Origin of the sequence: Thiothrix caldifontis (assembly GCF_900107695.1) — a bacterium.
Taxonomy (GTDB): Bacteria; Pseudomonadota; Gammaproteobacteria; order Thiotrichales; family Thiotrichaceae; genus Thiothrix; species Thiothrix caldifontis.
In genome coordinates, this window is sequence record NZ_FNQP01000004.1 from 23,476 (window position 1) to 47,101 (window position 23,626).

A 23,626-nucleotide genomic window follows, 5' to 3' on the forward strand; every position below is an offset into this window, starting at 1 on the left:
ATAATAAAAATTATGTTAGAAAAACCAATTAAAGCCGAAAAATCATAATGATAACGGAACTAGAATAATGAACATTTCAATGCCTAAACGTCGCTATGCCAATGGATCGCTTGGTTTTTCCTTACAAATCTTGTTCGCATTATTGTTACTGACTGTGCTGACAGGGCAAGCATTTGCTGCCAACTGCACGGCGACATACACGCAAACCAGTACGGGCGGCAGCAGCAATTACACCCTAACGTCGGGGCAATCACTCAAAATCGCCAGCGGTACGTATACCGGCACGGTAGAATTCGGCAGCGGTGCCAGCATTTGCGTGGAAACAGGGGCGACGTTCACGCCCGGCAATCTCAACAATGTGGCAGGCACCTTAACCAACTACGGTACTGCCAATTTACAGACATTTTCCTATAACAGCGGCACGGTTATCGACAACTACGGCACGCTCAGTTTTACTGGCGGCCTGAATACCAACGGCGCAACGGCATTCCGCAACCGCGCCAATGCCACCATGACGATGGCAAACAGTTTTCAACTGGGCAATAACTCTACGTTTATTAACGACGGTTTGCTCACCACATCGCAAGACTTTAATACCCAAAACGGTACAACGTTAACGAATAATTACCGCATGGAAGTCAACGGTAACTTCAACCCCGATGGTAAGTTCGATAACTACGGGCGCGTGTATGCGACGGCGTTCATGAATATTAACGCGAATTCGGATGTCAGTAACTATTGCGCCTTGGTTTCTAACGGTGGATTCAACAACAACAGCCCGCTGATGGACAATCTGGGCACTATTCTCATCACTACCGCAACCGGCACACCCACTGGCGTATGGCAAAATAACCAGCCATTCCACAACGGTTCCAGTGCCAAAATTGCAGGTAAAGACTTTTTCAATAACAGCACCTTTACCGGTGGCGGCGCGATGATTTTTTCGGGGGACACCCGCAATCAAGGTGCTTTTACCGGCAACAGCGCCAGCGACAAAATCAATTTTTATGATGAAACCCAAACGGGTTCGCAATTTTTTGACGTTCAATCGCCGCTACCAACCAATATTGAGCGCATCGCATTTGCTCGCCCAATCGTGTTAGACGCGCCGTCTGCTTGCTCGACCAGTTACAAAAATTTTGCAGCACCTTTGTGTCCAATCCCCGGTCAATCCGTCAGCGACGTACCCGGCAATGCGGCAACAGTAAAAAGCAGCAGCGGTACGATCACTTCACCCAACTTAGCGACTGGCGCACTAACGGCCGCCAATACCACAGCATCCACCACGACAAACTCGGCGAAAATACCAAGCACAAACGGCGCACACATTACGCTGGATTTAGGTCAAACGATTCCTGCCAATTCCAGCCTAATACTTTCACTCGCCCAAGATACGTCGACCAGCAAAGTCAGTATCCTATTTTCAGCGGACAACACCACCTTTACCTCAGTGGGTACTTATGGCGCAAGCGGTACATTGGGAAGTTCTGCCACTCTGGATAAACTTGCACGAATAACCGTCACTGTACCCGCTGGCGGCGTTCGTTATGTCAGGTTTTTAAGGGTAGCCAGTTTGTTCTGGGTAGACGGGGTTGCCTATTCACAGGTCTGTATTAACACACCAACCAGTAGCGACTTTGGGGATGCGCCCGCCACTTACGGCAATGCCAGCCATAGCCTTGTCACCGGAATTAAATTAGGCACGAATGCGCCAGATTCAGAAAGTGCCAGTCAACCCACCCACAACGCCAGTGGTGATGGCGCTGATGAAGATGGCGCACCCAAAGCGCCATCCAATAGCAGCATTACACGCTTTCCGTTGCTAAAACAAACCGATACCAGCTACAGCAGCACGTTTGCCGTCACCAATACCACGGGAACCGCAGGTAAACTCTACGGTTGGATCGACTTCGATAAAAACGGCACGTTTGAAGCGGATGAGGCCACTTCGGTCAATGTTCCCACCGGCGCTAACAACAGCAGCGTTACCCTCAACTGGAGCAGCATCCCTGCGGATATTAAACCCGGTACAAGCTTTATCCGCTTGCGCCTGACCACGGATACGGCGGTAACAACCAGCACCCCAACCGGCAGTGCCAGCAATGGTGAAGTGGAAGATTTCCCCATTGCGATTGCATTAAACCTGCCCCCCAATAGCTCCAGCGTCAGTGTTACCAAAGGTACAACACCGACCTCGTGCACCACCACCGTCTTTAGCGACAACTTTAATGATTTGACCGGCGGACAGTATTTTGCAGAAAACCGTCCGGGCGCTACCCCGATACGTAACTGGATAGCCAGTGGCGGTGGGGCAGACACCCGCAATCGTACCGATAACATGCACAACGCCACTCATGGCACGTCTATTTACATGGATAGCGGAGCCATTCGGCGTATTTTTCCAGCCATATCCGATACGCCCAGTGTCGACAGTAACGGCGTGATTACTGCCCCCCCAACAGCGCTTGAATTGCGCGATATTGCCGATGACTTAACACCCAACACAACCAGTGGTGATTCACACTGGGGCCCATTCCCACCCAGCCTCTCGCGCACCCTCAACACGACGGTGGGGCAGCGCTATCGGTTGTATTTCGAATTATTGCCAGAAAATGATGGCAATGGCTGGCGTAACGGGATGCTGCGGGTCGATACGCCCAGCGGTTCCGTACACTTGCAAACCCCCGCAGGCACTGGCAGTCCTTACCTCTATCAAGTGGATTTCACTGCCAATGCAGCGACCTCAACCATCAGCTTTGTCAACTACAGCCGCTTAGCGATTGACGACAACTGGTGTGATCCCCTGACAACAGCATGGTGTACAGTTGATGGTTTAAGCACGACACCGAAAACCAGCGAACCCATGATTGATAACGTCGTGGTGGCGTTAGAATCTGCTTGTGTATCGACCAGTACGCAAGACTACGGTGATGCGCCTGCCTCATACGGCAACCCCAGCCATGTCATCACACCCAACCTGATGATTGGCAATCACGTTGATACCGAGAGTGGAGCGCTGCACAGCGTTAATGCGGATGGCGATGACAACAATGGCAGCACGGATGATGAAGATGGCTTGCATAATCCGGCAATTATTCCTACCACTCAGGGGCAAACGTACACCCTAACGACTTACGTCAAAAACGAGACCGGTTCAACCGCCTACCTCACAGCTTATATCGACTTTAACCGTGATGGCGATTTTCTTGATGCTGGTGAAAAAGCCGATACCCAACACGTTTATTGGAACGGTTATGTTCAATCGACATTCACCGTACCGGCAGGCACAACGGCAGGCACAACCTATGCACGCTTGCGTTTGAGCCAAACCAGAGCCGAGGCAGAATCACCGATTGGTGCAGCGACCAGTGGTGAAGTCGAAGACCACAAATTAACGATTTCTTCTGGACCTTTCTATGATTTCGGGGACGCACCTGCTAGCTATGGCAACCCCCGTCACACCATCGTGAACAGTATTTTCTTGGGAGACAACCGTCCAGATGCCGAACTCACTGGTCAACACACCTACAACGCCAGCGGCGATGGTGTGGATGAGGATGGCGCACCCAAACAATACAATAATCCTACTATCACACTGTTCCCGATTTTAAAAATGACCGCTACCAGCTACAGTGTTGACATTAGAACAACCAACACCACTGGCTCAGCAGGCAAACTGTATGGCTGGATAGATTTTGACAAGAATGGCACATTTGATGCGGATGAAGCAGCTTCCGCCAACGTCGCTAATAACACCAATGGCACGGTGACACTAACCTGGAACAGTATTCCAACGGATATTAAGCTGGGTACAACATTTATCCGCTTGCGCCTGACGACTGATCCAGCCGTTACCACCAGCACACCAGCCAACAATGCCAATAATGGTGAAGTGGAAGACTTTCCGATTGCGGTGGCAATAGACGTGCCGCCGGATAGCCCCGATGTCACCATCGTGCGCGGTGACGACCAAACCTGTAGCAGCACCATTTTCACCGACAACTTCGATGATTTAGCCAGCGAACAATATTTCGGCGCAAATACGTCTGCCACACCGTTTGTGATCCGCAACTGGACAGCCACTGGTGGTGGTAGTGATACCTATGCGCGTACCGTGGAAGTTTCCCCGTTTGCTGCAACGCAGGGCCGCTCGATTTACTTTGGTAATGGCATGATGCGCCGGTTTTACCCCGATACCGGTGGCGTATTGGCATTTGATGGCAACGGTAGAATGCTCAGCCCACCGGATGCGGTAGAACTGCGTGATAATGTTGATGATGTCAGCCCCGGTGTCAATATTCATGAATCTCATTGGGGCCCAGAACCCGTCACGCTATCGCGTACCTTTGCGTCAACGGCGGGGCAACGTTACCGTTTGTACTTCTCCGCCATCCCTGAAGGCGGTGACTGGAATTCCGGCATTATGCGGGTGGATACCCCTAGCGGTTCGGTACACTTCAAAGCACCGGGCAAAGATGAAGGAATCCAGAAATACCGCATCGAATTTACTGCAACAGGTGCATCATCCACAATTCGTTTTGTCAACTACGGGCATATTGGCACAGATGGCGGCTGGTGTGATCCCAACTCCGTCATTTCCGGGCCCTGGTGTACGGTAGGTGGTTTCCCAACGGGTAAAAAAGGCAATGAGCTAATCATTGATGATGTCACTATAGCTCTGGCATCCGCCTGCCCCACTAGCGGTATTTCCGGCACGGTGTATACCGACACTAACGGCAACAATGCTTTCGACGGGGCAACGGAAACCGGTTTGGCGAATATCAGTGTTTCGCTGTATGACAACAATGGTACAACCGCTACGACCAGCGATGACAACTTGATGGCAACCACGAGTACCGCCGCCAATGGCGCTTACAGTTTTGCCAGTATCAGCCCGACACTGCGTTATCGGGTTGAAGTCGATTCCCGCGATGCTGATCTTCCTGCCAGTGCGGTGATTGGCACGCCTAATCCATTAGCTGATCTCGTTGTTAGCGCTGGCAGCGCACTCGCCAACCAGAATTTCGGGTTTGATTTGGCGTGTAATGCCAGTGCAGGTCAGTTCGGTGGGATCGCTTTCCGCGATTACAACCAAAACGGAATGCGCGAACCTCAGGAGGAAGGAATTGCGGGTATCACGGTAACGGCTTACAACAGTGCGAATGCGGTAGCGGCTACTGCCACCACGGATGCACGCGGTTGGTATACCTTGAGCGGGCTGACAAATGGCACGCAATACCGGCTGGAATACACCAATTTACCCAGCGGGCTTTACCCCGGCGCAGCAGGCACAGATACGGCCAGTACGGTACGTTTTGTCACTGTCAGTGGCAGTTGCGCGGCGAACTTCGGTATCAGTGACCCTATTGAGTATTGCCAAGCCGTCCCACCGGTTGCAGCGTTTACCTTTGTAAATGGTAATCCAAACGTTACAGCGGTAGGCAATTACGCAAGCCTGTTTACCTTCCCTTACGATGCAACAGGCGGTGCGTATAATCAGACTCCTTTACCTGTCACTAAAGCGAATACTAGCCAAACAGGGGCTTTGTGGGGACTGGCTTACCAGAAAACTACCAAAACCTTGTATGCCTCCGCTACGATGCGGCGTTTCAGTGGCTTTGGTGCGCTAGGCACGGGCGGTATTTACAAAGTTGATATGACTTACCCGAATGCCGCTTATACGGGAACAACCACTTATGTTGACCTGCGCACCATTGGTATCGACACCGGCAACGATGTGCGGGTAACGGCTGACAGTTGTAATAATCTTGCTACTGGTCTCTGGTCGCCTTCACGTGATGTGGCAGCATGGGATAAGGTCGGCAAAGTTGGCGTGGGTGACATCGACTACGACGAACCCAATAACCGTTTGTGGCTGGTCAACCTGAATGACCGCAAGCTCTATGGCATTAGCAATGTTAGCCCAACCACAAGCCCTACTGCGGCAAATGTACTGGGTGGTTACGCCATAAACTTGCCATCCCCTTACACTTGTACATCGGGGACATTCCGCCCTTGGGCAGTGAAATACCACCGAGGTTATGTGTACGTAGGTGGTGTGTGTGATGCTGCCAATGACCCTTACAACTTGAGTAAAGTCAGAGGTTATGTACTGCGTTTTAACCCTGCCAATACAACGGCTGGTTTCAGCCACGTCAAAGACTTTGCGATCAATCAACCCCGCAGTGGCTATGGCTATAACGCCAGCGAATGGTCAGGCTGGTTGCCGCAGGCAGATGCCGTGAACGTGCGCCCACAATTCCATTCCCCCATCGTCGGCAACCTCGAATTTGATACCGATGGTTCAATCATTGTGGGCATTATTGACCGTGCAGGTCTGCAAAAAGGCACGAATGCTTATGACGAACCCGTGTGTGATGACCCCACTATTGATTACGCCGATACCATGGGGGATGTATTGCGCTTGTGTAAAACTGACACTGGCTATTTGAGTGATTCCGAACCGGGTTGTACTACTGCCATTCCCGCAAACAGTAAAACAACGGACGAATATTACTGGGGAGATTTAGGCCCCTCAAACAATGCTTGGGAGAGCATGAATGAGATTGCGGCTGGTGGTCTGGCACTCGCACCGGGTAAGGAGCATGTATTAGCTTCGTCCTATGACGCGAATAGCTGGGGTTCTAACGGCATTGTGTGGTTAAACAATGTTACTGGAGCCAAGGACAACAGTTATCATCTGTCATGGTCAACCCTCGGCAAAAGTACCGGCATGGGTGAATTGGAAGTGCTGTGTGATCCTTCCCCTGTTGAAGTGGGCAACCGCGTATGGCTGGATGCGGATAAAGACGGCCTTCAAGGCGCAGACGAAGCAGGCATAGCCAATGTCAACGTCACACTGACTTGCGGCACGGATAACGCTACGACCACGACCAATGCACAAGGCGAATACTACTTCTCGAATAAAGCGGGCGGCAATGCCACCTTCATGGGCAGCGGTGAAAGCTGTAGCTTGAGCGTCAACAATACGCAAACCAGCCTCAATACTTACACTCTAACCACACAAAACGCTGACAGCAAAACCGATAATAATTACCAAACGGATATTCGGGATTCGGATGCAACAGTAAGTGGTGGCAATGCCGTCATCAATTTTACAGCAGGCAATAGCGGGCAGAACAACCATGGGCTGGATTTTGGGTATAAACCTAGTGGATCGAGTAGTTTCAGTTGTAGCACGGATGATAGTCTATTTCAGATCATTGTTGATGGAACAGGCGACAAAACCTTTTTACGGAAAATAACTCCATCTAGTAACACTGCTTCTATTCTGACAATTGCAGAAACTTTGGGAGACAAGAATGGATCATATGGATATAACCCAATTGACGGTCATATCTATGGACTTTCGTTTGAAGCCAATAAGCATATGTTTAAAATTGGTGCGGACGGTGTATTTATTGACCTTGGTCAGGTAAGTGGTTTACCTATAGGTGATTACAATACAGGTGAAGTCTTACCAAACGGGAAAATGCTATTTAAAGATAAAGAAAATGACAAACCGATATACGTTATCGACTTAACTTCCAATCCACTTCAAATTGCTCAAACACTAACACCAGCAAGCGGTACTCCACGCACTGCTGATTGGGCATACAATAAAGCAGATGGAATGTTGTATACCATTGACCATAACAGCGACAAATTAATGCGGATTAATACCGTAACAGGCGAGTCAACCTCCTTTGGTGCTGCAACTTTTATAGGTAACTATGGTGCGCAATGGTTTGACAAACAGGGGAACTTCTATGTTTACAAAAACGATAGCGGTGATTTATTCCGGGTTAATTTAACAACCGGGGTACAGACTAAAATTATTACCAGTGACAATACTGCAAAACATGATGGTATTTCTTGTCATGAATTGGTCAGTTCTATTTCAGGCACAGTCTACGCCGATAGTAATAATAATGATGCTTTTGATACTGCCACAGAGTCCGGTATTGCTTCTATAACCGTGACTTTACTGAATGCAGCAAATAACAGTAGTGTTGCCACCACTAGTACGGCAGCGGACGGTTCTTACAGTTTCGCCAGCGTAAATCCTGCCTTGACTTACAAGATTCAAGTAGATGAGACCGATACTGAACTGCCCGCAGGCTCTACGATCGGCACAACCAACCCGCTGACTAACAAAACAGTAACAGCAGGCAGTACTTTGGCAAACCAGAACTTTGGGTTTGATCTTGCGGGCAATAGAAGCATTTCGGGGAAAGTGTTTGAAGACAAAAACTACGGTGGCGGCGTAGGGCGTCCACTCAGTACACCCGGTATTGCTGGTATTCTAGGCGTTCGCGTAGAACTCTACGATTCAACCGGGGCATTTGTTACCAGCACCACCACGGCTGATGGTGGCCCGTACAGCTTTACTAATGTTGCTGCCGGTAATTATTACGTGCGTGTCGTCAATGACACCGTTCGCTCTACTCGTGCAGGTTCTACGGCGGCAGAACGCGCCATTCAAACTCACCGCAGCGACGGCACAACCGACGTAAACAATGAAGTCGGCGGACGTAAACCTGCACTGGTTGATGCCACAGCGAATACCACTAACCAGACGCTAAACCCTGCTACCTTCGTCCTCTCTGGTGGTGGTCAGGCACAATCCGTCCAACCGATAACGATCGCAAGCACTGACATTACCGGCGCGAACTTCGGCTTCAACTTCAACACCGTGGTCAACACCAATGACAGCGGGCAAGGTTCATTACGCCAGTTCATCCTCAACGCCAACCTGCTAGGCAACGACAGCACACTGGCACAAACCGGGCGCACCGCTGGCAAAGACAATGCCATTTTGGAATTATCCACCAGCGACCTTAACTACAATGCCGCCAACCAATACTGGAGCATTGCGGTACAAAGCGCCCTGCCCGCGCTGGGTAATGACATTATCCTCGATGCCTCTACCCAACCGGCGCGGACGACTGCCCCCACATTCACCTTCGCCAACCGCCCCGTCATTGAATTGAATGGCAGCAACGCCGGAGACTACACCAATGGTCTTGCATTAAATGGCGCGACCAATGGCAGCACGGTGAAATACTTCGCGATCAACCGCTTTAAAATGGCGGGTATCCAAGTGGTGCAATCTAAAAACAACCTGATTGCCTCAAACTACATCGGTACTGACCCAACAGGTGCTATCAACCGGGGCAATGGCGATAGCGGCATCACCGTTATTAGCCCCTTAGGACCAAACTTAATCGGCGGTAGCAGTAGTGCTGGCAATCTGATTGCCTACAACGGCGGGGATGGCATCAAAGTCGGCGGCACAGATGGCACTAAAGCGACCAGCATGTTAGGCAACAAGATCTACGCCAACGGCAAATTAGGCATTGACCTCGGTGGTAACGGTATTACCGTGAACGATGCCAATGATGCAGACACCGGTACTAACGACCTGATCAACTTCCCCATACTCGCTACTATCACTGAAAGTGGTGGCAGCCTCACCCTCAAAGGGTGTGCGCCTGCGGGAGCAACCATTGAGCTGTTTGAAGCCGATGTCAGTGCTGGCGGTAAAGCCACGCCGGGCGATAACAAATTCGGTAAATCCAAAGATTACGGCGAAGGCCAAACCTACCTTGCCAGCTTTGAGGAAGGCAGCGCCAGCGATACCGACACCGCAACGTGCGCCATTGCCACCGACACGGATGGCAACAACCACACCGGCATGAACGCCTTCACTGTCACCATTCCAACTCCGGCAGGGTTTGTAACGGGTGACAGCATGACCGCCACCGCCACACTCAGCAATTCCGGCACTTCAGAATTCTCCCCCACTGTTCTGCTGCTGGAAGCGTACAATGTTGCCGGTAAAATCTACGAAGACGTGAATTACGGTGGCGGCAATGGGCGGGCGTTCAATGCGGCAACGGCTGGCATGACGGGTATCAGTGGTGCCAGCGTCGAGCTACGCGATGCCAGCAATAACGTATTCGCCACCACCACGTCGACAGCCGACGGTAGCTATACCTTCACCAACATTCCAGTGGGTGTATACAGTGTGCAAGTGGTGAATGCCAGCGTGCGCTCGACCCGCTCCGGCTCAAACGGTTCCGAACGCGGGGTGATCACCTACCGTACTGACGGCGTGAACAATGTGAGTACCGCGAGTACGGCATTCAGCCAAGCCATTACGTTAAGTAATGCCAACCTCAGCAATGTCAGTTTCGGCTTCAACTTCGACACCATAACCAACACCAATGACAGTGGAGCAGGTTCTTTGCGCCAGTTTATCCTCAACGCCAATGTGTTGGGTGATGATAGTTCATTGGCACAAGTCGGGCGCACCGCAGGTAAAGAAAATGCGATTCTGGAACTCTCCACTACCGACGATCCGAATTACAACACAGGTTATTGGAGCATTCCTCTGCAAAGTGCTTTGCCCCCAATTACTGCACCGATTGTACTCGATGGTGCACTGCCACAGGGATCTAACAGCAACCCAACATTGGAGCTAAACGGCACGAATGCCGGTGGTGCTGCTAACGGTCTTGCCTTGAGTGCTGGAGCCAGCAGCAGCACCCTGCGCAAACTGGCAATCAACGGTTTTAGCGGCGCGGGTATTTACTTAAACGGCAGCGACAATAATTACCTACTCGCCAATTATATCGGTATTACCCCAGCAGGGATTCCACGCGGTAATACGGGTTCAGGGATTCGTCTGGATACCGCCAGCGCTAATAAAATTGGCAGTACTATCAACGGTGATGGCAATATCATTGCCAACAACACCGGTAACGGCATTACGATTGCAGGCTCAAAAGCAGATACCCTGCTGAACAGCATTCTAGGCAACAGCATCTACGCCAACGGTGGGCTGGGGATTGATTTGGTTGGCGGCACTGAAATTGGCAGTGTCACAACGAATGACACTAAAGATATCGATGAGGGGCCCAATCACCTGCTTAACTACCCTGAGGTTAAAGTCAATTCCTTCGGTGTTAATGGTACGAAGATCGTGACCTACGACTTTAACCTAGATGTGCCAGCCGGTGATTACCGTCTCGAATTCTTCGTCAGTGCAGACAAGGATGATTCAGGCCATGGTGAAGGGCAAACCTTTATCGGTAGCAAGGACATCAGTCACCCCGGAACCGAGTCACTGAATTTCAAAGGTACGTTCAATGCCAATATGACAGTTGCCAAAGGCACATTTATCAGTGCGACACTCACACAGAAAAGCAACGCTACCACGTTCGGCTCAACCTCAGAGTTTTCCGGCATCCAAGATGGCATCACCACACAGGTGTGCGATAGCCTGATTACCGGCACGGCGGGCAATATAGTGATTGATGAGACTAACACTGCAACTATTATTCAATTATTAGAAGCCAAAGATAGCAATGGCAACCCAATTACTTACGTTATTAGTGGCGGTGCAGACGGTAACTTCTTCACCATAGTCAACCCGACGCCCGGTGCAACGCTGGATTGTGCAACCGTGAAGTTCCTGACCAGCAATGTCATTATTACCAAGTCAGCCCGCGATAATAACGAAGCTGAAGCACGTGCAACCCTACCGGGGACTTTACCACCTGCTGGGAACTATGAGTTGCCGCTGGATAAGGATCAGGATAACGTCTATGAATTGCAAATTACCGCAACCACTGCGGATGGCAAGAAATACGTGCGTGATCTCAATGTACGCGTCATGGATATTAACGAAGCCCCTAGCATCACCTCTGCATCACTGGTACTTACCAATGAGGACAGTAATGCGGATGTCATGATGGTTCAAGCGCAAGACCCTGATGTGGGTGACAAACTAACTTACCGTATTAGCAGCGGTGCGGATAGCAGTCATTTTGAGATTAACGCCACCACTGGGATTCTGCGCTTCCGTGCTATCCCTGACTATGATGCGCCGATGGACGCCAATCGTGACAATACCTATGAAATAGAAATCACCGTGACTGACAAAGGTGGCTTGAGTAGCAAAAAACTGTTCCAAATCAGGATTGTGAACAACACGGCTGACGATGGCGTAGTGATTAATGTCCGTGCCTTATTACAAGGGCCTTACGACAACAAAACAGCGCTCATGTCAGCAAACTTGAACACTCTCGGCTTACTACCGAACAAACACCCCTACCAAGCATTCGGTCATGCGGGGGCTGAAACCCTCAGTACCATGCTGAAGGAAACAACCGGCAATAATGCGGTAGTGGATTGGGCATTGGTTGAATTGCGCACAAGTCCGGGCAGTGTGGTAGCCAGCCGTGCTGTTATCCTGCAACGGGACGGCGATTTGGTTGACGCTCAAACAGGCTCACCTAACCTGCACTTCGCTAACATCAAAGCAGGTAACTACTACGTTAGTGTGCGCCACCGTAACCACTTAGGTGTTGTCAGTGCCAGCCCGGTCAGTTTGGACAACAGTGCGAAAATGCTCGACTTTGCTGCCAGCTCAACCGTTGTCAGAGGCGAAGAGTCACGCTTCGTCAGTGGCAAACTGGCATGGATGTGGGCGGGTGACATTAATGGTAGCCATACCCTAACGGCTAATGGCCCCGGCAACGATGTCACTAGCCTGTTAAGTGGGGTGATTACCAGTATGGATAACCTCCAAGGCAACACCAACCACATTTTGTCCGGTTATCTGGCTACTGACTTAAACTTTGATGGCAAAACGCTATTCACAGGCCCCGGTAACGATACCAGCTTGTTGGTGGGCAATATTCTGTTACACCCACTCAATACCGGGTTTGCCGCTAATTACATTGTGAAAGGTGGATTGCAGTAATACGCTGCACCTAACGTAAAAAAGGGCGGTTCGTTAATGTACGAATCGCCCTTTTTTCATGCGCCTAGCGAAGTGTTCTTACTTATCACTCACCAAACGGGTATAACAAACCCAGTTTGCAGTTGGATAGATGGATAAACCATCCTGCACTTCACCGTGCAACCTTAAGGCAACTAAAATGCTATTTTCCAGATTAGGGCGCGTTTGAACGCCATCTATCAGTGGCATTGTGAAATCAACCCCTTGATAATTATGTTCAGCATCCACACCAGTATTCGTATTCATGGAACAGTAAGCTGACTTTCTGGCAATCTGAGCCGTATCAGAAAAAACTGACAAATTAATATGCGGGGGAGTACCACCTGTATTGATTTGCGCAATACTTCCCAACTCACCATTCACGGGTAAACGCCAAGTACCTTTCCTGCCACAGATACCTTGGCTATTGATCGTTTCCATATAGCTGTACGCATCACAAGAGCCTAGCACTGCACATAATGTGGAACCATCATAACCGCTCACGGTTCCCCAATAGCCGCTATAGTTATGAAAGTGCCGATAACGCCAATCTTTATCCCGCAAACCACCGTCATTGGTTTTGATTTCCCAGACTAAATTGGTTTGTGTGTCTTTAACGCATGAATAGTTCGTAGCGGTCGCTGCCAGAGGCTTGCCGGTATTATCCAACTTAACATAACGCCCTGCCACCTTCTCAGCATTAGCAGGTATTACAGGAATAGTCGCCATGGATGACTCAAGATCAATGGCTGCTTTTATCTGATACACCGCTGCCCATGTATTATTCAAAACTGTTTCCGTAGCCAGTCTAGCCGTTTTTGCTTTGGTGGCAGCAGCTTCAGCGTTTGTAGTCGCCTGCTCTATGGCAGCCAGATCCTGTGAATTTTGCACCTTAGCTTTTTCTTGCTCAGCGATGGTTTGCTGGGTGGTTGCGTTAGTCACTTCCTTAGCAGCTTGCGTAACATAGCTTTTAATATTGGTCATTGGCTGCGATTGTGCTATTGCCGGATAAGACGCAGCAGCAGTTTCTGCTTGTTGAGCCAAATTTGTAATGGCAACATTGGCTTCTTTAGCCGCTTGTGCCTCACTCACTGCCTTAGTAACGACTTCACTAAGCGACTCCTGAGCCTTAGCCAGATTCGCTGCTTGTGCTGCGGCTGCTTGTGCTGCGGCTACTTGCTCCGCTGCTGCCGTCTGATTAGCAGCAGTCTGAGCAGATGTTTCAGTAGTCGTGGAAGCGTTAGCTGCAACTTGGGTAGTTGACTGCGTTGCTTCTTGTGCTTGCGTTGAAGTACCACCACCTCCTCCGCAACCTGTTAACAGTGATACAGTCAGAATACTAGTCATCAACAACACACTATGCTTGCGGTGCGTGCTGTTAAATAGATTAACAACCAATGGGTTTGTGTTCATTACGCTATCCCTCGATGAACAATGAAACTTTGGGGTAAAATAGCCAAGGCTATGTGGTCAGAACCTTCTCTGATAGAAATAATTAAATCATCAATAGATGGTTTAATATGTGTTAGCGATCAACATTTTCATTTAAATTTATTATTACTAATACATTAATTTTATTAATTGGCGGGTTTGAGCCGCTATACGGCACAGAATCAAAATGAAAAGGGCGACCCGTTAACAGGCCGCCCTTACAGTGACAGTATACAAATTTACTGGGTCACCAACCGAGTGCTGCAAAGCCAGTTAGCAGCCCCATAAGCATAATCCTTCCCATCAGCCACTTCACCGTAGTGACGTAATGCCACAGCAATACTGAGTTCGAGGTGAGGTCGGTCATGTGGCAGATTTGGTAAAAATTCGTTACCAAAATCCACACCTTGGTAGTTACACTCGATGCGCCCATCGGGATTACGGGGGACAGGGTTAGGAAGTGAGGTGTATCCACACTGATTTGGATCAGTAATCATGTTTTCAGAACAATAAGCCGCTTTCGCATCAGGAAGGTCTTTGAAAATACTTCTTTCAATATGCGGTGGGCGTTCATCTGCATTAATCTGGGCAATAGAACCCAATTCGCCCATTTTAGGTAGACGCCAGTTATTCTTACCACATAGCCCAACCTGCTGATTCATCATGTCAATGTAGCTGTAGGGGTCACAGGAAAATACACCATTGCAAAGCAGTTTCCCGTATAAATCCGTTGTAATGGCGTAACCACCAGAATTATGCATGTGTTTATAGCGCCAATCCTTATCACGAGCGCCACCATCATCGGTTTTCATTTCCCAAATTAAACCGGTGGTATTGTCTTTTACGCAAGCCCAAGATGGGGCGGATGCTGGCAATGTATTACCACCGGCATCCAATTTGGTGTAACGTCTAGCAGCTTCAGCCTCTTTGATCGCACTTGTTAGACTGGCAAGCGCCGTTTGTGCATCCTGCAAGGCTTTTTCTGCGGTTATACGTGCTTGTTCTGCTAAAGAGGCTGCCTGCTGTACTTGCTGCGCCGCTTGTTGAAGCAAGGCCAAGTCTTGAGAGGCTTGTGTATCAGCTTGCAACTTAGTGACCAAGGCTTGCTGTGTCTCTGCCTGTGCAGCACTTTCAGCCGCTTGTGCAACATAGCCTTTCAAGGCGTTCAGCGCAGTCATGACACCCTGATCTTGATAAGTGGTGGCTTGTTGTTCCACAGGTGTGGCTAGGGCTGCTACTGCGATACTAGCGGTTTTCGCGTCACTGGCACTTTTAGTTACCTTGGGGACAGTCGTACTGATGATCTCTTTAGCAGAAGCAATGGTTTGCGCGGCAGCAGCGGCTTGTGCAGCTTGATCTTCTGCTGATAATCCACCACCTCCACCGCCACATCCTGTTAAAACGGATAGTATGACGACACCGGTCAACACTCTCTTCATATCCATGGCTTATTCCATATAAGTGATTAATCTTGGTTTATGATATCAATCAAATATTATATTCAATTAATGGGTAAAACATTAATCAAATATATTAATGGCTAGATTGACCGGGTATCCGGTTCGGTAGTAGCACAAACCCCCACAACCTGCTACTTTATTGCGTCCCAATCAGAACTAGCCAAAGACAGCCATGCAACCAAGAAAAATACTGATCACCAGCGCCCTGCCCTATGCCAACGGCCCCATCCATATTGGTCACATGGTTGAATACATTCAGACTGATATTTGGGCACGCTTCCAACGCCTGCGGGGCAACGAATGCCACTATGTGTGTGCTGATGACACCCACGGCACACCGATCATGCTGCGAGCCCAGCAGGAAGGCATTACCCCAGAACAACTAATTACCCGCATCGGTGCAGAACACCAACGTGATTTTGCAGGTTTCACTATTGCCTTTGACAACTACTACACCACGCATTCAGATGAAAACCGCCACTTTGCCGAATTCATCTACAAAGCAGCGCGTGATAACGGTCATATTGAAAAGCGAATCATAAAACAAGCTTATGATTCGCAAGCACAGATGTTCCTGCCCGATCGTTTTATCAAAGGTGAATGCCCTCGCTGCGGTGCAGCAGACCAATACGGTGATAACTGCGAAGCCTGTGGAGCCACCTATTCGCCTACCGACCTGAAAAACGCAGTTTCAGCGATTTCAGGTACGACACCGATTGAAAAAGAAACTGAACATTATTTCTTTAAGCTGGGGCATTTTGAAACGTTCTTACGCGAATTCCTCGCCAGTGGCGCGGTACAAAAAGAAATTGCCAACAAGCAAATGGAATGGTTTGAATCCGATCAAGGACTAAGTGATTGGGATGTTTCCCGCGATGCACCTTATTGGGGCTTTAAAATCCCCGATACCGACGATAAATATTTTTATGTATGGCTGGATGCACCGATTGGTTATTTAGCCAGTTTCAAGAACCTGTGTGACCGCATTGGGCTGAATTTCGATAGCTTCTGGAAACCCGAATCCACCGCCGAGGTGTACCACTTCATTGGTAAAGACATCGCCTATTTCCATACGCTGTTTTGGCCTGCCCTGTTGCACGGTGCGGGCTTCCGTACCCCCAGTGCCGTACATTGCCACGGCTTTTTGACGGTAAATGGCGCGAAAATGTCCAAATCACGCGGCACATTTATCCAAGCGGAAAGCTACCTCAAGCACTTAAACCCAGAATGGTTACGCTACTATTTCGCCAGCAAACTCAGCAATGGCGTGGATGACATCGACCTTAACCTCGAAGATTTCGTGGCACGGGTGAACAGCGATTTAGTCGGTAAAGTGGTTAACATTGCTTCACGTTGCGCGGGTTTTATCAACAAGCGTTTTGACAACAAACTGGCTGATACGCTGCCCGACACCGCGTTATATCAGGAATTCAGCGATGCCTCTGAACGCATCGCTGAACTTTACGAAACCCGCCGCTACGGTCAAGCCATGCGCGAAATCATGGCCTTAGCCGACAAAGCCAACCAATACGTTGACGAACAAAAACCGTGGGTACTCGCCAAAGACCCAGCACGCCTTGCTGACGTACAAAGCGTTTGCACCCAAGGCATCAATATGTTCCGTGCGATTGTTGGCTACCTCAAGCCAGTGCTGCCACAACTGGCTATCGACGCAGAAAGCTTCCTTAATGCGGGCGAACTGACCTGGGCAAGTGTGGCTACTCCCCTGACTAGCTGCGAAATCACGACATTCAAAGCCCTGATGACCCGCGTTGAACCGGCGATGGTCACGGCGATGCTCGAAGACAATGCTTCGGCTACGCTCAGCAACCAAAGCAGCTCCCTGAGCGAAGCCGAAGGGAGCGACAGCAAACATCTAAGCGCTGATCCCATCAGCCCCACGATTGACTACGATGATTTTGCTAAAATTGACTTACGCATTGCCAAAATCGTTAAAGCAGAGCACGTCAAAGGCGCAGACAAACTGGTACAATTGACCCTTGATCTAGGCGGCGAAACCCGCAATGTCTTTGCTGGGATAAAATCAGCTTACGACCCAGTCGACTTGGAAGGCCGCTACACCGTCATGGTTGCTAATCTCGCGCCACGCAAAATGCGGTTTGGCGTTTCCGAAGGGATGGTATTGGCAGCAGGCCCCGGTGGCAAAGATCTATTCATCCTGACACCCGACACAGGTGCAGAACTTGGAATGCGCGTAAAATAACGCAAACAATAAGACGACATTAAACATTATGTTAGGGAAGTTCTTTAAACCTAAATGGCAACATCATGATGCCAATGTTCGCTTAAAATCACTGAGCAGCCTTGCAGGTAACAGTGTGGAACTAATCAAGATTGCGCAGAGCGATCCTGATAACGATGTACGCATGGAAGCGATTACCCGGTTACAGCACCTCCCGACATTGGTGCAACTGGGGCATACTTCTGGCTCTATTGGTGAACGATCCCGCCAACGCGTGATTGCTTTAGCGGCAACAGATCATCATCATGATCATCTGCTAACAGAGGTATTCGCATGGCTACAAAATCCAGCACTACTGCGTAGCATTGCCCGTGACCAATTACGGGGAATTAAACTACGCCACCAAGCCATTGCTAAGCTTGATGATCAGGATTTATTGTTCGCGATTGCCAGTAACGATACCTCTAAAGAAATCCAGTACATCGCCTCTACACAAATCAACGATCTCGAAAAACTTAAAACCTTGGAGAAAATTCACGGCAAGCAAAACAAGCGCTTACGTCAACACCTTAAAGAGCGTGAAGATGCTGCACAGCGTTTCCAGCAACAACAAGCCAACATAGAATCACTGTGTGTTGAAGCAGAAAACCTCGGTCAAACCGAACGCTGGCTACAAGACAAAACACACGCAAAAGTACTTGAGCAACGTTGGCAAAAACTCAGTAAAACCACTGACGAGGCTCAACAACAACGTTTCCAACAGGCATTGGCAAACTTTCAGCAACGCCTGCAAACATGGGAAACGCTACAAGCCCAGCAACAACAACAACTTACCGAACAAGCTGCTGAACAAGCCCGCCTCATAGCGGAAGCCCAACAACAAGCAGAAGCCCGCGCACAAGCCGTTCAAGAACAACGAGAGCGCGAACAACAGCGCGAAGCCGCAGCACGTAATCAGCGTCAGCAACAACAGACTCAACAACAACAAGCGTTACAGATATTACATAACACATTAAAAACGCTGGAAGCTCACCTAGAGAGTGAACAATACAGTGAAGCCATTGAGGTGCATAAATCACTCAGGGAAAACCTCAAAAATGCCGCGCACCTCCCCAGTAAAGAACAAGCATTTTTCCAACGACGTCTGCAAGCGCTGGCACCTTGCCTACGTGAGATACAAGACTGGCGGCGCTGGGGTACCGACCAAGTACGTAAACAACTGATCGAAACTGCTGAACATTTGCGTGCTGACGATGCACTTGACCCGCAAGAACGTGCCAAAAAAATTCATTCCCTGCGTGAAGAATGGCGCAAGCTCTCACAGCTTGAACCCGGTCAACAACATACCCTTTGGAAAGCGTTTGATGCCAACGCCACGGCTGCCTATGAACCCAGCAAACAATACTTTGCCGAACAAGCGCAGCAACGTACCGCCAATCTGGAGCAACGCAACACTATCTGCACTCAACTAGAAGCGCTAAACGCTGCAACTGACTGGGAACACGCAGACTGGCGGGCACTGCAAACCGCGTTGAATGAGTGTCGCAAACAATGGAAAGTAGCAGGGACGGTCAGTCACAAAGATTGGAAAAGCGTCAACGAACGCTTTAATAACGCGATGGATGCACTCGAAGCACACTTCAAAGTAGAACGTAACCGTAACTGGCAGGAACGCACCCAATTGGTTGAACAAGCCAAAGCCCTGCTAGACTCACCTAATACCTCCCAAGCCATTGAGCAAGCCAAAGTTTTACAAACCCAATGGCACATTACGCTCAGTTCACGCCCTGCCGATGAACAACGCTTGTGGAAACAATTCCGCGAACCGATGGATAGGTTATTTGCTCGTGCCCGTGAAGAACGCCAGCAGCAACAGCAAGAACGTAATGCCCAACTTGCTGAAACAGCGCGCCAGATAGAAGAACAACGTCAATACGAACTGGAACGTCACCAACAGCAACGCGCAGAACTGGAAGCACTTGCCGTACAATCTACCCACACTAAACAGGCAGATACCAGTGCTGATGAACAGATTAGCAACCGCAGCACGGGTGAGTTACTCTGTTTGCAACTAGAAATTCTCTTAGGGCTAGAAACCCCCACCGAATTTCAGGCTGCACGCTTAAAGTACCAAGTGTCACAACTTGCAGAAATCATGAGCAGTCGTAAAGATAATCACGCCCCCAACACTCATGCGCTATCCGTATTAAAACAATGGTATGCCTTGGGAGGGATGCCCGCGACTGCACTGGCAAACCAGACAGCGCGGATCGAGACTGTTAAGCAGGCTCTGCAACTTCTGTAACAGTCGTAAAGCACTGCATTAAGTCAGCCAACAACTGGGTGACTTCCCCAGTCATGAGAGTGAATTCTATGTCCAGTTTTTCAGCGTGAGATTGCGGGTCAGCATCCTTCAGGTTGTCGACCAGCACATCCAGGAAACGCACCCGCCGCACGCCAAGATCCTCAGTTAGCATGAAACTGATTTTGTCAGCCCACACCAACCCTAACTTAGAAACAGTTTTGCCCGCCGCCAGATTCGCCTGCACCTCTTCAGACATGAGTTCATGACGTTTAAACACTGCCACGCTTTTTTCCTCGCCCGCTCCCTTCAACTCACACTCTTCACCCAAGGTAAACGGTGCGGGTAATGTATGATCATCGGCTAACCATTGCGTCATGAGCACGGCTGGACTCATATCGGTTTTCGGTGGCGTAACTGGCAAACTCCCTAAGGTATTGCGCAATAAATGCGTCAAACGTTCGGCTGGCGTATTAGATGAGCTATTAATAATCATCCAACCATTGGGTAGATCAAGCCAGGCATCCATTTTTTTCGTGCGCGTGAAAGCTTTCGGTAATAGCTCAAACTCAATCTCATCACGTAAATCCTGCTTTTCGCGCTTACCCATCTTGCGGGATTCCTTTTCCTCAATTTCAGCAACGACAGCATCGAGTTCTTCACGCACCACCGAAGCCGGAAGCAGCTTTTCCTGATGCGCCAAAGTCAGCAGCATACAATCGTTCGCCGCGAGTACCAGTTGCTCACTGTTACGCCCAAACGGCGATACCCAACCGCTGGCTTCCCGTAATTCATTACCACACCCTAGAAAGGGTTTACTTTCAAGGGCTTCGTGTAGTGCTTCGGGCGTGAGGGTAAAATCACTGCTCAAACGCAGCAGATACAGGTTTTTGAACCACATGAGGATGCCTTTCTATGATACTTAGGAAGGCGGATTATGCCGGAAAGCCGGTCAGACTTAAACAAACGGCAACGTACCAAACTGACTCCATGGGTTAGGCTGACCTAACCAACGTTGGGCTACCGTACCATAAACTGTGCGGAAATCAACCGTGTGTTGCGGATTGCCATCACTATCTAAATGGCTGAGATCCAGCGGCTCACCATACAAACCACCACGAACCTTGCCTCCCATGACCAATTGCACCCCAGCAGTACCGTGATCAGTACCTTTACCGTGGTTTTCCTGCACGCGACGCCCAAACTCTGAGTAAGTCATCAGCATGACATCATTCCAGCGCCCGCCGCGTTGCATCGCTTGTGCAAACGAATCCAGTGCCCCCGCCAATTGATGTAACAAGTTACTTTGTACCGCATTTTGGTTACTGTGCGTATCAAAGCCATCCAAAGTCACCATATACACAGCGGCATCAACCCCAGTAAGGATCATTTTAGCAACCGCTTCCAAATCACGCCCTAACTTACTGGTGGAAAAAGGGATTCCCAACGTCACCGGACGCTGTAATTTATTACTTAACTGTTCACCTGCCGCATACAACTGGTGATGCACATTAGTCACATGCGCCAGTACTGAATTCGTGGCAACTGGCTGAATATCTTCCAATAAACTGATTTGGCTGAGAAATGATTGCGGGCTTTGCATCGCAATGGTATTGCAATTTTTCCCTGCCATCGGGCCGCTATTCTCACCAATAGCAATCCCGTGCAAACCGGGCTTACACTCGGGCAGTAAAGCACCTAACCAGCCAGTATCGGTATATTGACTCGCATCCACGGCAGTTTCCCAAATATCACTGGAACGGAAATGAGACAGCGTTCCATGCGGATACCCAACACCTTGTACCCAAGCCATGCTGCCTTTGTCCCACCAAGGTTTGAGCGCTTTCAGGTAAGGATTTAAACCCTGGTTTTCGCCAATATTCAACACTCGATGCTTGGGAACACCAATGCTTGGGCGGTATTGGTAATACAGCGGGTCAGCATGCGGAATCAGGGTATTTAACCCATCATTCCCCCCTGCTAACTTCACTAACACCAAAATACGCTGCTGTGGACGCGCAGGCACTGCCAACACTTCTCCGGGAAAACCCCCCAACCACGGCAACAATGCTGCCATTCCCATAAATTCGCGACGGTTCATGTAATCAACATCCGCATAAAGTGTATCAGGTGACTTGAAACGCTGGATCAAGCAATAAAGAGCGCACTAAACGGCGTGCTCCCGGTGTTTCTGGCAACGGTTTTAAGGGTTTAACCGGCAATAGCCATTCCACTAGTTGTTCTGCTGGCACATCGGGAATGGCAACACCACTAGCCACTTTTTCATTTAAATTGCCTCGCGACAACTTAGAAAGGAAGGCATTACGTACCAGCAGGGTTTGGGTACTGATCCAGTGTTCTCCACCTTTCCAACCTTTTACGTTTGGCGGGTCAAACAGCTCTTGCCCCAACAGGCGGCACAGATTCAGCATTTCTTGAGTGGATTCACGCGGGTAAGGCAACATCCGTACCGTACCGATAACCAATTCCACGGGAGACTTTACCAACGTCCCCCGATTAGCAGGCATCCAAAAAGCATCACTGTTCAACACCGTACGCATTAAGCCTTTGATGTCATAACTCGATTGCCGCAATTGTTGTGCCCAAGTACGAATCAATACCTGATCTGGACGATTACTGACAAACGCTAACCAAAACTTTTCGGTAAGATTTTCGGCAGTACGGGGATGTTCCAACAATATTTTAATAATGGCATCACCAGTAAAACTCCCCGTTTTCCCCAGAAAAGTATGTTGCCCTCCTGCATGTTCGGCTGGGCGAATCACAAACTTGCCTGTTTGATAGTCAACACGCCAACCGGTGAAGGCTTGTGTAGCCGCTTTCACATCCGGTTCACGGTAATACCCTCGCCCAATAGTGAATAATTCCAGCAATTCACGGGCGAAGTTTTCGTTAGGTTTATCTTTACTGTTTTGATGACCATCCAAATACACCAACATGGCGGGATCGCGGGCAATCGCTTGCAGTAATTCTGCAAAACTACCGAGTGCATGGCGACGCAGCAACAGATTTTGTTGGTATAACAAGCTGGGTTGCAAAGTTTTCTGAATAGAAGAAGTAAAGTGGTTATGCCAAAATAAAGTCATACGTTCGAGAAAAGGGGTACGTGTTGCCAGCATCTGCTCCACCCACCATGCTTGTAAGCGTTTCCCTTCACGTTGTGAAATAGCCCAAGCTGAATTACGGCTTTTCATGTCAGTCAAACGCATAGGTTCAAGTTTTAACCACGGCGTCATAGGAGGTGCAGACTTTAAGGTACTCAGTTTAGGGTTTAACACCCATTCAACAGCTTCCTGCTTAGAGCGGCCTTCTAACTGCTTAATAACATCCCATTCCGCACCTAAACCGGTGCGAGAAACAAGATGAGCCGCATCTTTAAAAGCAAGTAATCCCATGACTTTACTGCGCTAAAAATAATA

Annotated in this window: 8 protein-coding genes; 3 read left to right on the top strand and 5 right to left on the bottom strand. The window is 49.3% G+C overall.

All coding sequences use genetic code 11. The annotated features are described in order from the left end of the window. Positions 1-79: 79 nt before the first annotated feature. On the top strand, positions 80-12,772 hold the full coding sequence (locus BLV87_RS04060; RefSeq protein WP_175517834.1) for an SdrD B-like domain-containing protein: 12,693 nt from the start codon (positions 80-82) through the stop codon (positions 12,770-12,772). 78 nt (positions 12,773-12,850) lie between these two features. Here BLV87_RS04060 and BLV87_RS04065 read toward each other — a convergent pair whose 3' ends face one another. Further along, entirely contained in the window at positions 12,851-14,203 is a 1,353-nt protein-coding gene (locus BLV87_RS04065) for an Lcl domain-containing protein (protein ID WP_093065675.1), read from the bottom strand. 257 nt (positions 14,204-14,460) lie between these two features. Continuing rightward, on the bottom strand, positions 14,461-15,666 hold the full coding sequence (locus BLV87_RS04070; RefSeq protein ID WP_093065676.1) for an Lcl domain-containing protein: 1,206 nt from the start codon (positions 15,664-15,666) through the stop codon (positions 14,461-14,463). A gap of 187 nt (positions 15,667-15,853) precedes the next feature. On the opposite strand from BLV87_RS04070, the gene metG reads away from it, so the two are divergent. Beyond that, positions 15,854-17,905: a methionine--tRNA ligase gene (gene metG / locus BLV87_RS04075; RefSeq protein WP_093065677.1), complete on the top strand. Its 2,052-nt coding sequence runs from the start codon at positions 15,854-15,856 to the stop codon at positions 17,903-17,905. 115 nt (positions 17,906-18,020) lie between these two features. Beyond that, a complete protein-coding gene (locus BLV87_RS04080; protein WP_175517835.1) occupies positions 18,021-20,189 on the top strand; it encodes a DUF349 domain-containing protein in 2,169 nt (722 codons plus the stop codon). Here the strand turns inward: BLV87_RS04080 and BLV87_RS04085 are convergent. The 3 genes from BLV87_RS04085 to BLV87_RS04095 are packed head-to-tail and all read right to left on the bottom strand — an operon-like array spanning position 20,164 to position 23,602. Further along, the gene (locus tag BLV87_RS04085) at positions 20,164-21,087 is read right to left on the bottom strand and encodes a recombination-associated protein RdgC (protein ID WP_093065679.1); all 924 of its coding nucleotides are present in this window, start codon (positions 21,085-21,087) and stop codon (positions 20,164-20,166) included. The genes BLV87_RS04080 and BLV87_RS04085 overlap by 26 nt on opposite strands. A gap of 57 nt (positions 21,088-21,144) precedes the next feature. Next, positions 21,145-22,287 (bottom strand): DUF1501 domain-containing protein, encoded by a 1,143-nt coding sequence (locus BLV87_RS04090; RefSeq protein WP_245706910.1) that lies wholly within the window; start codon positions 22,285-22,287, stop codon positions 21,145-21,147. A 25-nt stretch (positions 22,288-22,312) separates the two neighbouring features. Next, positions 22,313-23,602, bottom strand: coding sequence for a DUF1800 domain-containing protein (locus BLV87_RS04095; protein WP_093065680.1), 1,290 nt, complete (start codon positions 23,600-23,602; stop codon positions 22,313-22,315). Positions 23,603-23,626: the final 24 nt, after the last annotated feature.

Bases quoted from the DNA above. Each gene is read 5' to 3' on its own strand.
- BLV87_RS04060 (WP_175517834.1), top strand. From the start codon at position 80: ATGCCTAAACGTCGCTATGCCAATGGATCGCTTGGTTTTTCCTTACAA.
- BLV87_RS04065 (WP_093065675.1), bottom strand. From the start codon at position 14,203: ATGAACACAAACCCATTGGTTGTTAATCTATTTAACAGCACGCACCGC.
- BLV87_RS04070 (WP_093065676.1), bottom strand. From the start codon at position 15,666: ATGGATATGAAGAGAGTGTTGACCGGTGTCGTCATACTATCCGTTTTA.
- metG (WP_093065677.1), top strand. From the start codon at position 15,854: ATGCAACCAAGAAAAATACTGATCACCAGCGCCCTGCCCTATGCCAAC.
- BLV87_RS04085 (WP_093065679.1), bottom strand. From the start codon at position 21,087: ATGTGGTTCAAAAACCTGTATCTGCTGCGTTTGAGCAGTGATTTTACC.
- BLV87_RS04090 (WP_245706910.1), bottom strand. From the start codon at position 22,287: ATGAACCGTCGCGAATTTATGGGAATGGCAGCATTGTTGCCGTGGTTG.
- BLV87_RS04095 (WP_093065680.1), bottom strand. From the start codon at position 23,602: ATGGGATTACTTGCTTTTAAAGATGCGGCTCATCTTGTTTCTCGCACC.